This is a genomic window from Virgibacillus senegalensis (genome assembly GCF_000821245.2).
Lineage (GTDB): Bacteria > Bacillota > Bacilli > Bacillales > Amphibacillaceae > Sediminibacillus > Sediminibacillus senegalensis.
Map to the genome: position 1 here is coordinate 50,211 of NZ_LN611422.1, position 16,688 is coordinate 66,898.

10 protein-coding genes are annotated in these 16,688 nt (G+C 35.5%); 7 read left to right on the top strand and 3 right to left on the bottom strand.

Features of this window, described 5'->3' with window-relative positions; genetic code table 11:
- The first annotated feature begins 42 nt into the window (after positions 1 to 42).
- The 3 genes from BN1067_RS00680 to BN1067_RS00690 are packed head-to-tail and all read left to right on the top strand — an operon-like array spanning position 43 to position 5,234.
- Entirely contained in the window at positions 43 to 1,392 is a 1,350-nt protein-coding gene (locus BN1067_RS00680) for a hypothetical protein (protein ID WP_053217014.1), read from the top strand.
- Positions 1,370 to 3,370 carry a hypothetical protein gene (locus BN1067_RS00685; protein WP_053217015.1) on the top strand — a complete coding sequence of 667 codons (2,001 nt, stop codon included), beginning with the start codon at positions 1,370 to 1,372 and terminating at the stop codon, positions 3,368 to 3,370. Before BN1067_RS00680 ends, BN1067_RS00685 begins: the two co-directional genes overlap by 23 nt.
- Positions 3,354 to 5,234, top strand: coding sequence for a DUF2357 domain-containing protein (locus BN1067_RS00690; RefSeq protein WP_053217016.1), 1,881 nt, complete (start codon positions 3,354 to 3,356; stop codon positions 5,232 to 5,234). The genes BN1067_RS00685 and BN1067_RS00690 overlap by 17 nt, the downstream gene beginning before the upstream one ends.
- Positions 5,235 to 5,335: 101 nt before the next feature.
- Here BN1067_RS00690 and BN1067_RS00695 read toward each other — a convergent pair whose 3' ends face one another.
- Positions 5,336 to 6,070 (bottom strand): DsbA family oxidoreductase, encoded by a 735-nt coding sequence (locus BN1067_RS00695; protein ID WP_053217017.1) that lies wholly within the window; start codon positions 6,068 to 6,070, stop codon positions 5,336 to 5,338.
- Positions 6,071 to 6,241: 171 nt separating this feature from the next.
- Here BN1067_RS00695 and BN1067_RS00700 point away from each other — a divergent pair, with 171 nt between their 5' ends.
- From BN1067_RS00700 to BN1067_RS00710, 3 genes are all read left to right on the top strand, one after another.
- On the top strand, positions 6,242 to 6,535 hold the full coding sequence (locus tag BN1067_RS00700; RefSeq protein WP_053217018.1) for a hypothetical protein: 294 nt from the start codon (positions 6,242 to 6,244) through the stop codon (positions 6,533 to 6,535).
- Between the two features lie 278 nt (positions 6,536 to 6,813).
- Positions 6,814 to 7,113 carry a DUF3883 domain-containing protein gene (locus BN1067_RS00705; RefSeq protein ID WP_053217019.1) on the top strand — a complete coding sequence of 100 codons (300 nt, stop codon included), beginning with the start codon at positions 6,814 to 6,816 and terminating at the stop codon, positions 7,111 to 7,113.
- A 153-nt stretch (positions 7,114 to 7,266) separates the two neighbouring features.
- Positions 7,267 to 9,588, top strand: a complete 2,322-nt coding sequence (locus BN1067_RS00710) for a HelD family protein (RefSeq protein WP_053217020.1) — start codon at positions 7,267 to 7,269, stop codon at positions 9,586 to 9,588.
- 305 nt (positions 9,589 to 9,893) lie between these two features.
- Here BN1067_RS00710 and BN1067_RS00715 read toward each other — a convergent pair whose 3' ends face one another.
- Complete coding sequence (locus BN1067_RS00715; protein ID WP_053217021.1) at positions 9,894 to 11,357, bottom strand: 3'-5' exonuclease; 1,464 nt, start codon at positions 11,355 to 11,357, stop codon at positions 9,894 to 9,896.
- A gap of 19 nt (positions 11,358 to 11,376) precedes the next feature.
- Positions 11,377 to 13,203, bottom strand: coding sequence for an ATP-dependent helicase (locus tag BN1067_RS00720; protein ID WP_053217022.1), 1,827 nt, complete (start codon positions 13,201 to 13,203; stop codon positions 11,377 to 11,379).
- 140 nt (positions 13,204 to 13,343) lie between these two features.
- On the opposite strand from BN1067_RS00720, the gene drmA reads away from it, so the two are divergent.
- Positions 13,344 to 16,688: a DISARM system helicase DrmA gene (gene drmA, locus BN1067_RS00725; protein ID WP_053217023.1), complete on the top strand. Its 3,345-nt coding sequence runs from the start codon at positions 13,344 to 13,346 to the stop codon at positions 16,686 to 16,688.

Sequence of the window (16,688 nt, forward strand, 5' to 3'; positions counted from 1 at the left end):
GAAAATCGGAACTAGCTAATTTAATATTTAGGAGTTGAATATATGTTGCTAGTAGATGAAATGGAAAATAAAGAAAAGGTATATGAATTTGTTAACAATCAATTGATAGATCTTTTCAACAAAGAAGATTATTTACGTATAGTTAAAATAACCAACGGAAAAATTGCAGGATTTAGCAAAAAAAATTTTCACAAGGTCCCTGAAGGTTTATTAAAAAATGTTGCAAGAAAACAGATACAAAAAATAAAAAACATAACAAAGTTTTTAAACACATTTATTGAGCATAGAAAGGATTATTTTAACTTAGAAGTTAGGGAGTTTGTGGTGAAGATTGAGGGCTCAGAGTTAACAGAAGTAGAAAAATTAATTCTCTTTTATGTGAATTATCCAGAAATATATAAACAAAATATGGAGTTGATAGAATATAACATAAAAGAAAAAAAACCATGCCTTCACAGAATTTATAAATTATCAGTAACTGAAAAACTAGAAATTTTTTTTAATATAAATAAGGAAAAGTTACAAGAAAATCTTAATTATGTTAATTTTCACAATGAAGAAAATAAATCATTGAAGAATATTAAAATCAGCAGTTTAAGAGAATATTTGATTAGTGAGTCACTCCCTTTATTAGGGGAGGGTTTTTATCTAAATATGTATAAGTCGTTTGAAGAAGAGTGGAGATCCTGGGAAGAAAAAGACCAAATATCATTTATTAATTTAGGAATTCATGATGCAATTGCTTACTATTATTCTTTATTAAAACAACTTGAGGAATTAAAAAAACAAAAAAAATCCTATGAAGAAAAGAAAAAAATAGAAGTCAAGGAACTAAACAGCTTACTTAGTGATAAATCAGAAGAATTAAAGGAAGTTAAAGATAGGAACAGGCAAAAAGAAGATGATATTAATGAATTGTTGAATGAGCACATTAAATTATCTGAAGAATATGAAGAATACAAGAGAGGGTATAAGAACATAGAATCTGAACTTTCTGTAACTAAGAACCTACTAAATTCTTATAAGAAAGAACAAATAGAAATCGAAAATAAAATTCAGAATAGCACAAGTTTTTTGTTTGAGAATGAAAAGATTTATCTATTTACAAAAGTAAGAGATAGTACGTTTGCAAATTACCTTGAAGAGAGACAAATAATTTATTTTAATAAAAACACAGATTTAGGAGAAATACTTGCCAATATTGAAAAAGATGAAGTATGTTTTATTAACTTTGATGGGGTGAGTACAAAAGATTCATTTCAACTTGAAAGACCTTTTAAAGAAAAAAATATCATTTACCGTACTGTTAGCGGTGGGGCAATAAATATAGTAAGAAAAATAGTATATTACCTAGAAGGAGAATTACACAATGAAACTAAAGAAACGAATTAATCCTGAAGTTGAAAGAAAGCTAAATGACGCCATCTTTGTAGGTAGACTGGTGCGGGAAGATGAGTTAGCCGGAACACCGCTTGGTGAACCAGTTTATTTTAAAGATGAATTTAACGATGACATTCAGTTTCATATTAAATGTTTGTCACCAATTCCAGAAGAGGTATCAAAGCAATTTTACTTTCCTAATAAAATTTTCACGGGTGGTACTCGAAGTTCTAATAACTATAGAAAGCTAACCGAATGGATTGATTATGACCGCATCCATCACTTTGAGAAAAAGGATAAGATACGTGAATACTTTGAAAATAAAATTATCGTTTTTAAAATGAATGTTAAACCCGAATATATTTATGTGGAATTAATAAAGGTAGAAGATACACTTCCTTCCGAAAAAGGGTACTCAATAGTACCGGGACCGCAACTACGATTAAATGAAGAAAAAGAGGATTTTGAAAAAAAATTGGTCGAAATACATAGACCTTTCACTCTAAAACATTACCCTCATATATTTGATTTACCTGAATTCATATATTATCAGGGAAATTTATACAAAATTGATCTTAAGGCAAGTACTAATACAACTACTTATACTCAACAGGAGTCTCATGAAGTAGTATATAGCCCGTCCATAGATGAGTTATTTATGAACTGTGTGGATGTACGAATTGACGACCATTTGTTTTTTGTCCAGCAAGATCGTATGCCTGATTTACGGGATGCAGTAGATGAGAATGGACGAAATCTAAATTCGCAAGTTGAAGTAGGGAAAATGCGAGAGGTTAATAGTGAACAAGTAGAAGAGACGAGGGAAAGTAAACAGGACCAAGAGTTTGAATACAAATACAATAAAGCTGAAATCGATTTCATAAATCTTTTGGAAAAAAACGCCAAACGAAGGGGGCTATATTTTAATAACGAGGACCTATTTACTTTTCATATTAGTGTCAAAACAAACTTATTGAGTATCATAGGTGGAATGTCAGGTACCGGAAAATCTCAGTTAGCCAAGTTATATGGAGAAACTATGGGGCTTGAGTATGGTGAGGAGTTATTAATGATTCCTGTTTCTCCATCATATCATGAACCCAATGATATTCTTGGTTACTTGAATCCCACAACTGGGGTTTATCATGAGAGCGAGACGGGCCTTGTAAACTTATTAATTGAAGCAGAAGAAACCCCAGAAAAAATGTTCATGGTTATTTTTGATGAAATGAATCTTTCTCAAGTAGAACATTGGTTTAGTCCATTTATTTCCCTTCTTGAACTAGAAGAAAGTAATAGATATTTAACTCTGTTTAATGAAAATAGTTATTGTGTAAATAATAAATACAAACCTAGAGTAAAGATTGGCAATAACATTATATTTGTGGGTACCGTTAATTTTGATGAAACAACTAAAAACTTTTCAGATAGATTATTGGATAGAACTAATGTAATAAGACCTACTAAATTATCTTTTAAGGAATCTTTAGAAATTGCTAGAAATGAAGAGGATACAGACGAAATTGAAACTTTTAATGTCCAAGCGACTATTTACCGTAACGAGTGGTTTAATAAAAAGGAAAGTAAAACAAGCCTTTCGTTTTTAACTGCAGAAGAGGTGGAGATACTAGATGAATTGCATAATTTACTTAACAAGAATGATTTCCAAAAAGGTGTCTCTTTTCGAGTTGCTTTAGGTATTTCAAGATTTTTAGCAAATATTCCTTCTACAGAAGAAGGACAATTGTTAATTAATAGATCTGTTTCTTTTGATATGCAAGTTAATCAACGAGTACTGACAAAAATTAAAGGTCTTGAATCTTACGTTGAACCGCTTGTAGGCACTTACTCTGAAAAGGAGTATTTTAAAGGAGAAATAGTAGATCTTTTGACTTCTGAAAAGGCTCAACAAATATCCTCATTTGATAAATCAATTGCATTTTTGAAAAGTAAAGCAAAAGAGTTGATGTTATATGGTTATGCAAACTAAAGGCACTCCAAGAATAGAAGTTGATGAGAGTATTGTATTGCCATTTCAATTAATTGTGTCAGTAGGGTGTGGAGTAAATAAACAAAAAATAATAATAGATACAATGACTATGAATCCTAAAAATATTCATAATTTTGTTTATGAAATTGAGGAACTTAAGGAATTATCAATCCATTTAATTGGAGATGCATCTAAACAGGTCAATGTTGTATGGGGAAATATGCAAGAAGATGATCTTGAAGACCCTACATTTGGTTTTACACTGAATCAAGATAAAACAAAACAAAATTTATTCTCTATTAATGATGAGGAACAATATCCCTGGAGGTGCGGTACCTACCATTTTGAAGTGATTTATGAGGAGAAAAAGTATTTAGCTGGATTCAAAATAGTTCCTAAAAATGTTAATTCTGCTCAATTTTCAAGAATATATGCTCTTATAAATGAGGAACTTGAAGGATTGGCGATAGACTATGTTCGGAAAAAGAAAACCTTTGGTGAATTAATTGATTTAGAAGAAAGTAGTCATTGGAGGTTTGTAAATTGGTATATAAATACCGAAACCAAGTTATTTAATGCCTTAACTAGTATTGAAAATGATAGTCATGGCCAACTAAAAAAAGATTACAAAATAGAGAATGAGCCTAAACACATTGATAGCTTTAGTGTAAGATGGGAAAATTCTATTAAAGGCCAAGTATTTAAAGGATCAAAGTATTTAAATAAAAAATTGGTACAAGATTGGGATACTGATTTGAATAGATTAGTAAAAAACAGAACTATACAGCTGTTAAATAAGCTGGTGGAGGTTTGTGAATTTTTATTAGGTATCAATGTGGAGTATGAGCAGTATGCCAATTCACTTCGAAAAGAGGTTGATACTCTTCGCGTAAAAAGAACAAATGTAAATAACTCAAGGTTAGTTGCTCAACGAGAGAAAAAACGTATTAGTGAAACTCTCTCATTAAAAGAGATGGAATTAAAAAATATTACTAATCAACTCAGCAGAAGTAGAAATATTACAAATAAATTTTTAAATTGCAAAAAAAACCTGTCGGCTCGTATTAACTCTGAGTTCTGGTATAAGATCTCGAATAAATTACCACGACGAATTACGATGGGAAGGCATATAGGCTATCAAATATTCCAAAAAATCTGGAAAGAATCAAGATCTATGATTTCCGATGAAGGTTTAAAACCTATTGATTTACCTGTATATAAGTCGACTTCAGAGCTATACGAGTATTACGTACTCTTCATAATTATTAATGTATTTAAAGATCTTATGTTTACACCTAGAGAAGATTCCATAGCTGAACAATTGAAAAGGACATTTTTTGAAGATGGGCTTAAAGATGGTTCTAAAGTATCTTTATATAAAGATAAAATGCGTATTGATATTACCTATGACGAAATGATTGCTCATAATGCCGACTCTGCATTAGATAGTAATACTAATTATTATAGTGGTGGAAGAAACCGGAAACCTGATATTAGGATTGATTATTTTAACAATTACCAGGAAAAATGGAACTTCCAGTCTTCTTTTATAGTAGAAGTCAAATATAGCCCTTTCTATAATATCCATAATAAACAAGGTAAAACTAGAGCGATGGAACAAATGTCTGAATATTGGAGAATAATGTATGTTTTTGAGAAAAATGGTCGTAAGAAATTTAGGCGACAAGTGGTTCATGATGTAGTATGTATTTATCCAGGAACGGTTAATAAACCAATAAGATTCAGTGATGACTTTGGGACTTTTTTGCAACTGTTTCCGAATGAAGATAAGGATGACATTTACGACATCGTAGGAAAAAATGAATTGAAATCAATGTTTAGTGATTGGCTTGACTTGGATTAATGTTTAATTAAGAATTTTTTAATTGGCCATTCAGGAAGGTTTTTACAAGGTTTGAGATAGGGAACCTGGATGGCCATTGTGATTTTTATAAAATTAATACTTTATTCATCATCATTTAGCGGAATTGCACAACCGTCATCCGTGCAAACAGCTCCGTTGCCTCCGTCGAGGGAAAGATCCTGGAATTGAGGCTTAGGCTTCTCTTCTTCCCAAATCTGTTCAAGCGCTCCTTTAAACGTTTCTAAAGGCTGGGCGCCGGAAATGGAATATTTCTGATTCACCACAAAGAAAGGAACACCTGTCGCCCCGATTTGCTGAGCGGTTCTTTCTTCAGTCCGCACTTCATCTGCGAATGCCGTTTCATCGTTCAATACTTCCAGCGCTTTGTTTCGATCTATTTCCGTGGCTTCTGCGATATCGGCCAGCGTCTCTGTATCTCCGACGTTTTTCGAGTCGGTAAAATAAGCGTGCAACAGGTTTTCGGTAAGCTCTTTTTCTTTCCCAAGTGTCCGGGCAAACTTCGCCAGACGATGCGCGTCGAAAGTGTTCGTTGGTTTCATGTCATCGTAATTGTAGGTTAGGCCGATTTCAGCAGCCTGTTGAATGAGCCCTTTGTTCATTTCGCGGACCTGCGCTTCGCTGGACTGGAATTTCGCAGCCAATGCTTCGTAAATGCTTTGATCGGTATATTTAGGAGCGGTTGGATCGAGTTCGAAGCTCTTGTATTCCACCTCTACCTCGTCTTTATGCGGAAACTGTTCAAGCGCCATCTCTAAACGCCGCTTGCCAACATAACAAAACGGACAGACAAAGTCGGACCATACTTCTATTTTCAAAAGAAACACCTCTGTTCGGTTGGTTTATCGTCATTGTAGCACAGCGGTCGTAAAAAGCTCACCATCCTGCTCAGACTTATCTTCCATCTATATTTAATTGACTATATACAGAGTAGGTGAAGCTGATTTTGGAAAAGCTAACAGGTAGAAAAAATTGAGGGGGGTTAATGAATGCCTATTCAAAACGACTATGAAATCCAGCAGCTGCTTGAAGTGTCTCAGAGATTGGAACATGCAGCCAACCAGGCAAAAAACAAAGCTGACTTGGAAGCGATCGAACAGCTTCAAAATCAACTGCAGGAAATACAAGGGAAAATACAGGACGCAAGGGGAAGAGCGATCAATGGAAGCGGAACATCAAGCGAGCCATTGTTTGAAGCTCAGCTGCGCGTCGAAGAGACACAGCATCAGATGGAACGAGCGATGAATAATTTGACTGCGATGAATGATGAAGTGCAGCCATGACTCGCAAGCCAATTACTTTAAAGTAATTGGCTTTTCTAAAGTGAAAGTAACTACTTTGTTGTTTTCAGGGATACTATGAAATGGTATCATTTTCCTATAACAATTAAGTTAATCGTCATAAGTACTATGTTTAAACACAGAAGGAGATAACTACAAAGCATGTCTAATAATCATTCATTTACAATAACAAAGAGCAATAATCTAACAGAAAAAGTTGGTTTAAGTTTTTTGAAATCAATAGATGATCTTATATCATTCATGATAAGGAAATGCGTAAAGTGATCCTTAATGAGCTGGGAATATCAAAAAAATACCAAAAAACATTTGATTTAATATTCATAGAAAACAAAATTGAAAAAGATGGAGAAATAGTTATAAATAATTCTTCACAAGTTACTTTAATAGAGGTGAAAACTACTAAAAAGAAAGTATATAATAATCCCTCAGGTTTCTTTTTGGGGGCTACTGAAAATGAGTTTAAACTAGCTGAATTACTAGGAGATCAGTATAAGTTTTGTTTTCTTTGTTTACATCCAGATTGTACTTCTTATAAATTTTTATCATTAAGAGTGAATTGAATCGTATTATTAAAAATAAAAGGATACAATACCAAATAAATCTCTAATATATTTTTATTTTTCATTACTTAATCATAGTTGTAATCGCATTCATAACAATTGAAAGTTGAAAGACTATGAATTGTAATTTTAACTATAAGAGAGGTGAACAACTTGAATAATCAAAAGGATTTTAAAACAGAACAGGCAATGCTAGATAGTACGATAAAGAATATAGAAGACAGGAAATATTATGTTTGGGAGCAAACAGAAAATAAACGTAACAATAAAAAGAAGCGGACTAGTTTACCTGGCGATACCATAGCATATCGAAATGGTAAAAGGGAAATGTCTCTCTTGGATCAAGCACAGCGAAATCCTTACTTTGGGAGAATTGATTTTAACTCAGAAGAGTACGGTGTAGAAACACACTATATTGGAAAACAGGGGATAAAAAATATAGACGAAGACATAGTAGTGGTGGATTGGCGTATGCCACTTGCCTCTATATACTATAATTACACTCCTGGTGAACCCAGGCAGTCTTTTAAAGTGGAGGATAAGAAAAATAACAGGCAAGAGGAATTTGAAGTAGAAGTACTTCAGAAGAGGGAGTTTACGATAAAAAATAAAAAGTTAATAAAAATTCTCCAGCAAGTAGCAAAGGAAAACAGCAAGCTTAATAAAACATTTACGGATAAAGGTGAAGAACTTACAGTTACAGATGATTTCCTGCGAGAAATAATTGAAAAATCAGAAACGACAGGGTTTCTCAAAGAAATTATCGCCACTATTCAGCATGAACAAAATAAGGCGATAAGGCAGCCCATCAGTAAAAATCTAATTGTACAGGGAGCCGCAGGCTCTGGAAAGTCTTCCATTGCCCTGCATAGGCTGTCATTCTTGCTGTTTAATAATAAGAAAGTGATGCCGGAAGATGTTCTTATTCTGGGACCTTCGAACTTGTTTATCAGCTCTTTTAAAGATATGCTACCAGAATTAGATTTAAAAGGCATCCAACAATCTACTTTTCAAGACTTCGCATTACGTTATTTAAAAGGAAAAATTGGAACCGAATTCAGTGGAAGTTACCATGATTTCTTTGAGAGTGTTTTATTTAAAAATGATAAAAAAAGTAAAAGAAAGAGAATTGCATTCAAAGGATCTGAAGCCTTAGCAAGGTTAATAGACATTTTTGTTGATGAGTATCAAATGAACTATAAAGAAAGGTTTAATAATATCTCTTTTCATGGCTATATATTGAATCGAAAAGATCTGGAACATTTTTTTGAGGGTTATAAATATCTGCCGTTTTCGGAAAATGTTGATAAATTCATAATCCACGTGCAAAACTATTATCGTGACATCTTAAATAAGGAAGTAGAAAAAATCAAGGAACACTGTGACTCCATTACAGATAATTACTTGAAAAGAGCTGGATTAACAGAAAAGGAATTTAATGAACTTTCAAAGAAAATGAAAGATATATTTATATACAAAAAGAGAGTACTGGAAAAAGATTATAAGAAAGTAATGGCTGAATTCCAAGACACATACAAAATTCCTGATTTAGTGACTATTTACAAGCAAATTTTATCTTACGAAATATTATTATCATATCAGCATGAATTAAGTGAGGAAACAATAAATGCTTTCAAAGATTACAGTATTGAAAAAATTTCATATTTTGATTTACCGCCACTTTTATATCTATACTTTTCTTTATTTGGAGAGCCAAAGAAGTTGACGCATATAGTGGTCGATGAAGGACAGGATTTTAGTTATATGCATTATGCTGTTCTCCAACAAGTTACAAACACAATGACGATATTAGGAGACAAAGAGCAGTCTATCTTCGTGGATTATGGCCAACAAGACTGGAAAGAATTAAGGGATACTCTGTTCGCAAATAGAGAAGGTCAGCTTTGTCAGCTTTTAACAATGGAAACCAGTTACAGATCGACAAAGGAAATTATTGATACAGCCAATATTGTACTCTCGAATCAATTTCCTTATCGTACATCAATAACTCCTATTAATAGATCAGGACCTGATGTAAGTCTGGAAGAAGTTAAAAATGGGGAAGAGTTGATGGATAACATTAAATCTTGTATGCAAGAATGGACAAAGAGATACAAGAGGATAGCTATTATTCATAAAGATAAAAGAAAAGCAGCCAGGCTAGCTGAATATTTGCAGCAAGAATTAAGGTGCGAAGTAGTCTACATACAGCCGGATAAAGAAATAACAAACAGTCAGATCTCCGTCCTGGCTTCTTATAATAGTAAGGGAATGGAATTTGATGCTGTCCTGTTAGTAAACGTCAATAAGGAGTCTTTTCCGAAAGATGACTTACATGCACGTTTGCTGTATGTTCTGTTAACTAGAGCACAGAAAGAAGTGAAGGCATTTTATCAGGATACACCTTCAGCTTTGCTTGATGGCTTAGTGAAAAAACAGCCGCTGAGGGTTACGAGGTTTGATGATATTTTATAAATTAATGAAAAAAATGTGTCAGGAAAGCATTACTTCTTTTCCCTGATAAATAACAATTATAAGCATTTTTACGCTGGTAGGTATTTCCGCACTATAATTAAACGATTAACTAAACCCAATTTTACAGTATGAGAAGTGAGAAATTTACCAAGAAAAAACAGGAGTACTTTTCTTAGTGTATTTGAAGCCAAATACGATAATGTGTCGGAAATACAGAAAGACTGCCATCATTCTCTCAATGGCAGAACTCGGCAGTATCTCTAAAAATTTTAAAAAAAGAAATAAAATAAAGCAACTCCCTTTTTTCAAGGGAGTTGCTTTATTTTATTTTCCTCATAATAGGCAGTATTCAAATCATCAATAAATGAAGAATATTTCTTCCGGGTCACTAGCATTAAAGTCTTTTTAGCCCGTGTCATGGCTACATATAACTTTTTGCGTTCCCGTGATAAAAATTCTTCCTCATCTTCACCTACAGGAGTTCTGAATGGCATCTTACCCTCTTTAAGATCAGTGATAATAACATGATCAAATTCCAGGCCCTTAGAAGATTGATAAGTTACTAATTTTACTCCTGGTGAAACCATATCAGCTTCATTTTCTTTTATTTTATAGACTGGGAACCCTTTAGCTTTTAATAACTCATCTAATGCATCCAATTTATTATGACTGGTAGCAATGATTCCAATTGTATCTTCAGAAAATGAACTCCGGATAGTCTTTACATGATCTAAAATACTTTGCTCTTCCTCATTTTGGTCGTTACAGAAAGAAACCTGAGGAACTTTTCCGGTTATTTCCGGAACAGCAGCTTTATGATAATCTTTGTCCTTTACATACAACGTGTCTTTTTCCTGGAAATCATTGGCCAGTTGGACAATCTGTTTTGTGGACCGGAAAGTTTGTTTTAGCAGACGGCTTCGTCCACCGATAACGTCAATACCAGCCTGTTTCCATGTAAATGTACGACGATAGATTTGCTGCCCCTTGTCAGCACCTATTGTCAGGCTTTTTTTACTGACTGAACTGATAGCTTTTAATTGCATTGTATGAAAATCTTGTGCTTCATCAACAAGGATATGATCCGGTCTCAGGTCATCTGGAATTTGATCTGCTTTTTCAACCAGAACACGAGCCAGATCATCTCCGTCTATTCCCTGGTGTTTTGGATGATTGTGTAACAGTTCATTATATTTTTCAAGAACATCATAAATGGTTTGCCGGTTTTTTTGGGTAACCCTAATATCACTGCCTCTTCCAGCTCTTTTAGCGTTAAGGTAGTCTTCTCTTGATGTTATCCCGGCACCCTTAATCCATTCAATTTCATCGCCCAGAAATTTTAGCAGACTCCTGTCTCCTTTTGAATTACCAGCTTTTATGTGAGGGAACTCAGCATCTTTACTCTGCTTGTTTACAATGTTTTTTGCAAATCGTATGGTATTCTCCCTCTGGTCTCCTAAAATCAAACGTGTATGAGGGTAATCAGTTTCTTTTAATAATTCCTGGCCCCATTGATGAAACGTTTTTGCTTCCAGGGGAGTGGAATTCAGTTTAACAGACAGCTGTTTAATGTAATTTGTTAATGCTCTGTTGAAAGTTAGAACAAGCAGACTGTCGTCAGGCTGGGTTTTGGATAAATGGTGAGCCCTGGCTAACAGAATAGTAGATTTGCCACTGCCGGGTATTCCTTGGATTAACAGATCTCCTTTTGGTTTAAATGTGACACATTTTTGCTGTGCTTTTGTTAATTCGACTGACTGAGTTGTCATAGGTATTCCTCCTTGTGGATTAAAAAAGATCCATTAAATCTTTTAGTCCCTGTTGCTCTTTCTCTTCAGCATCTTTCAGCTGCTTAGTTGTTTCATTAATTAAGTTTTTGTCTCTGCTAGTAAAACCATCGTTTTTCTCTTCAAACCGGGAACTGTGGTAGTGGATATGCTCCACATTGGAATGGAGGCAGTTGTCTAAAAAGCTCTCTTGGTGAATCCCTTTTTCTCCAACAATATATAACCGATTCTGTGCTCTTGTCAGACCAACGTAAAATAACCGGATTTCTTCGTCTATGTCGGGCTGACTGCTGTGAGGAAATTCCCGATCACCTAGATACAGGATAAAGACAACCGGATACTCTAGTCCTTTTGCATCATGAACTGTTTTGAGAATGACTCCCTTATCTTCCATATCAGGTACTTCTTCCTCTAATTCAATCGCATAGTCCATCAGGTCATCTACCTCGACAGCACCTTGGGACATAGCATCTTTTACAAAAATAAGGACAGTCTTATCTGCATCCTTTTCCATAAGTTTGGCTACCACTTCATCGAGTGGTTCGTCTTCATATTCATTTTCCAAGTCGGTTACCAGTGCAGTCAATGACCTGCTTTTCTGGTTCTGTGGATGCTTCCTTGTATAGGCAATATTTAAATTTTCCAAATGCTCAATTACTTTATCACCCTGAGGGGAGTACGCTGAATTCTTACGATAAAGAATACATATATCAGAGGGAGCATATTCTCCGTTATCAACGAGTTCTTTGATAGTATTAGATACGTAGCTGGCAGCCAGATCAATTGAATGAGTTTCCACTACTGCGGGTTTAAAGCCTGTCCGGGCATCATAAGATACTATATTCTTTTCTCGGATAAAATCATTAGCAAGTGTAATTACTTCTCCTGTTGAACGGTAGTTCTGTATCAGGTCTATTTGTTTGACGCTTTTTCTATCTACTTTGCTGAAATGCTCATTAAATCGGTTTAAATTTTCACTGTTAGATCCATTAAACGTATAAATCGTTTGATTTTTATCTCCCACTACTGTGACAGAATGAGAGGTATCAATCATAGAAAGAAGCAGTTTTTCCTGAGCGATAGAGGTATCCTGGTATTCATCCACAAATATATAATGATACTGGGAAGATACTGCATTATATGTTTGGTTCCGTAATTGCAGCAGTCTGATTGCTTCGGTTATCATTCCCTGGAAATCTGTTACATTTTTAAGCTTTTCGATTTTACTAATCCGTTTCCAGAACTTTTTAAGATCGTTTCCTTTTATTAGGATACGACCGTACTCATAGGTGGTTACAGGATAGGGTTTCGACAGATCAATATCATCGTAATACTCTATCGGGTTACTCTGAAACCAGTTACCCTGTCTGATAAGGTTGTAGGCTTGTGAGAGTACTTTATTTACAACTGTACGATCCGCATAGTCAATGCACAGACCTTTTAGCAGAGAAGGTTCAAGGCTGAGAAAGTCTTCCGTGTTTATTCTTTGAAATCCGGAACGGAACCGTGATTCACTACAGTGAATGCCATACTTAATAATACGATGGGCAAGGCTGTGGAAGGTTAAAATGGCAGGTTTGCCACCAAAGCCAACTTGATCTGAAAACTCTTCCAGTTTATTTAACAGTTGACTCTTTGCCGATCTGGAAAAAGAGATACCAAGAATTTTGTCTGTATCTGCGCCAAGTTCACTCTGTGTGTAAAGAATTTTTGCTGCCAGTGTAGTCGTCTTTCCAGTTCCTGGCCCGGCATTTATTTGCAGGTATTTTCCTTTGTAGGTAACAGCCTGCTGTTGTTCTATATTTAAGTATTCCAGTATTTTACTCATAGATAACGTCCTTTTTATGAAAGGTTTTGGTATTTAATTACTAGTATTCTATCAAATTTTGTAATTTATTAACATATATGTTCGATAAATTGTTAAAATGGTGTTGGAAATAATGGAAACAAGAATGAAGGGGTGTCACAATGAAGACTTCTGCTAAAGATGTCAGGGAAGAACTGCTAAATCGTCTGCGTTTTGACTTAATCGGGCCAGAGACAGAGCATGAAACACTTAAAAATAAACCTTTACAGAGATATTTAGCCGGAATTTTATGGCCAATGAAATCCGGCTTGGCTGTTGTGGAAGATGAGAATGAAAGCAATAATGGCAGGGATACTGCCAAGGAATCTATAGAATCAATTGCTCCGTTGGCAAAAGCTATGAATCCTTCAGCTGTCGGTATGTCATTCCTAGTAGATAAAAGTCTGTCAAACTTGGTAGTAGATGTTAAATTTGGTATGTATGAGCCAGACAGCGACAAGGAGTGGAAGCGGATACCTTTTGAGTTGCAGAAATTTAAAATAGATTTAAGTAATAAAATCGGTGAAAAGTGTTTCAAGCGGGTTACAAGGGCAGATTCAAAGGATAACGAAGAGGTAAATGAATTAATAAGACTTGAATGGATAGCAAGACCGTATCGGAATTGCTATGCAGTTAGTATGTTTTTAGTAAACCGTTATACTCAGGAAACAGATGAACACGAGATTGATCATAAGTGTGTCTTCCAGCCAAAAATAGTTGTCAAAAGTGAATTAGCTAAATCCATCATGGTAAGAAGTGCCTTTTCTAATAATGAAAAAGGCTTCCAGGATGATGACACCAAATCAAATGAGCTTCTTTATCGCAATGAGTCTGTTTACGGTGTTGGTCACAGCATAGCCGTAGCTTGGGATGATGTTGATCACAAGGCAGATAGAGCTGGAAAACTGGAAACAGAAATTATACCAGCACATGAAATACCAATGGTAATCCCACCTGACTGGAAGAAGGGTGGTACATTGAATATGAATAAACTAGGCAAAATGACTACCGCAAACCAAGTCGAAGAGGCACTTATGCCTTTACTAAATGAATATGACAAATGGATAAAAGAAAGAAGTAAGGAAGTTAACACAATAACGGATTATAGAGATACTGCAGAAGAACATTTGAGTAAGTGCCGGGAATCTTTACAAAGAATGCGTAACGGTCTTTTGCAGTTAGCACAAAATGACAAAGCCTTTCAATCTTTTATATTTGCTAACAGGGTAATGGCCAGTCAGCGGGCTCACACGTTGGCTGCAGAGGAGAAAATATCTCCGGATAATGTAAAATCGGTATGGAGGCCTTTTCAAATTGCCTTCTTTCTACAGAATATTGAAGGAATCATTGATCCTTCATCCAAAGATCGAAAAATTGCTGATTTATTATGGTTCCCCACTGGTGGGGGGAAAACAGAAGCATATCTTGGTCTGACCGCTTTTACATTGGGTTACAGAAGGTTAATGAAATCAAGTGACTTACGGACAGATGTAGGTGTGTCAGTTATTATGCGCTATACCTTAAGGTTATTGACTGTTCAGCAGTTTCAGCGTGCTACCGCAATGATCTGTGCTTGTGAGGAAATCAGGAGAGAAGCACCGGAAATATGGGGAGAAACTCCTTTCAGAATTGGATTGTGGGTTGGTCAGAATAGTGTACCTAATAAATACGAAGATGCAAAGAAATTGATTGCAGCTAGGACGGACGCTATTAACAGAGGGCTGAAAGATAAATATGTTGACCTGTCTAAAGGTACACCGGTACAACTGGTATCTTGTCCTTGGTGTGGCACAAAGCTTGTGGATGATAAAAAGCCAAAAACATTCCTAAGTACCTATAAATACAAGGATAAAAAGAAAAGAGTTCAGATATTCTGTCCTGATAGTGATTGTTCCTTCCACAGAAATAATTCAAATAGAGAAGGATTACCTGTTCTGGTTACCGATGAAGAAATATATCGCCTATTGCCAGATATGGTTATTGGCACGGTGGATAAATTTGCCCGTATGCCATGGCAGCCGGAGATCCAGAATTTATTTGGTAAGGTAAAAGGTGAGCTGAAAGGGTGGGGTTTTCTGTCAAATGGAGGGGTCAAAGAAGAAAAAGACAATGCTAGAAGTGTGGCAGGCAGTCTGGATATTGCTGATAGCACACCGGTTCATCCGCCAAACTTAATTATTCAGGATGAGCTGCATCTTATTTCCGGTCCTCTTGGAACAATGGTGGGATTATATGAAACTGCAGTTGATTATCTTTGCTCCGTTACAGTTAATGGAAAAGAAATTGGCCCGAAAGTAGTAGCTTCTACTGCTACAATTCGGAATGCCGATAAGCAAATAGAAGGGCTTTACACGAGAAAAACACAAATTTTCCCAAGTCCAGGCCTTTCCCATAAGGATTCTTTTTTTGCTAAGCAAAGGCCAGTTGAAGAAGTACCGGGCAGGTTGTATGTTGGATTATTTGCTCCGGGTAGAAGTATGAAAACAGCCCAACTGAGAGCTTACGCCAATCTGCTGGCAAGCATTCCGGAGATGGGGAAAGACTATGATTCAAAAAATCTAGATCCTTATTATACTTTGGTAGGATATTTCAATAGCTTAAGAGAATTAGGTGGAGCTGTCCGTCTGATAGAGGATGACGTACCTGCACGGATTAATACACTTAGCAAACAGTTCAGTGAAGAAGACAAATACCAGTTTACTAAAAGAGAGTTGGAGAGGGATGTCCCTGAGTTAACAAGCCGTATTGATTCAGGGAAAATACCAGAACTGTTGGCCCGTCTTCAGCAGCAATATTATAAGAATGGGGAAGTGGCCCCGGTAGATGTGTTGCTGGCTAGTAACATGATATCAGTCGGAGTTGATGTTTCCCGATTGGGATTAATGGTAGTAAATGGCCAGCCCAAAACTACTGCAGAATATATTCAGTCTACCAGTCGTGTTGGTCGGAAGTTCCCTGGTCTTGTTATTACTTCATATAACTGGGCACGACCGAGAGACATTTCTCATTATGAAGAGTTTTTTGCCTATCACTCCGCTCTGTATCGGTATGTGGAACCAATCAGTGTAACTCCGTTTGCATCCCGTGCAAGAGACCGTGGTTTAGCAGCTGTTCTGGTTTCTATGTTGAGACTGAATGAAGCAGAACTGACTGACAATAGTTATGCAGGAAGAGTGGATAAGATAAATGAAGCAGCAAAAAAAATAACTAAAAATTTTCTGAACAGAGTAGAAAAAATGAATATACCTGCTGAGGTTGTATCTCAACATTTAGAAAAGCTGTTAGAGGAGTGGGAGGAAGATGCAGGTAAGAGCAAGCTTAATTACTATAAATCTAAGCGTGATAATGAGAGTGAGTCCAACCTTCTGTATCAGATAGGGGGGAAAGAAAAAGAGGGTACATTTAAAACTCCGAATTCAATGAGAGATGTAGAACCAACCGCCGGTATTTATATTGGAAGGGATTGA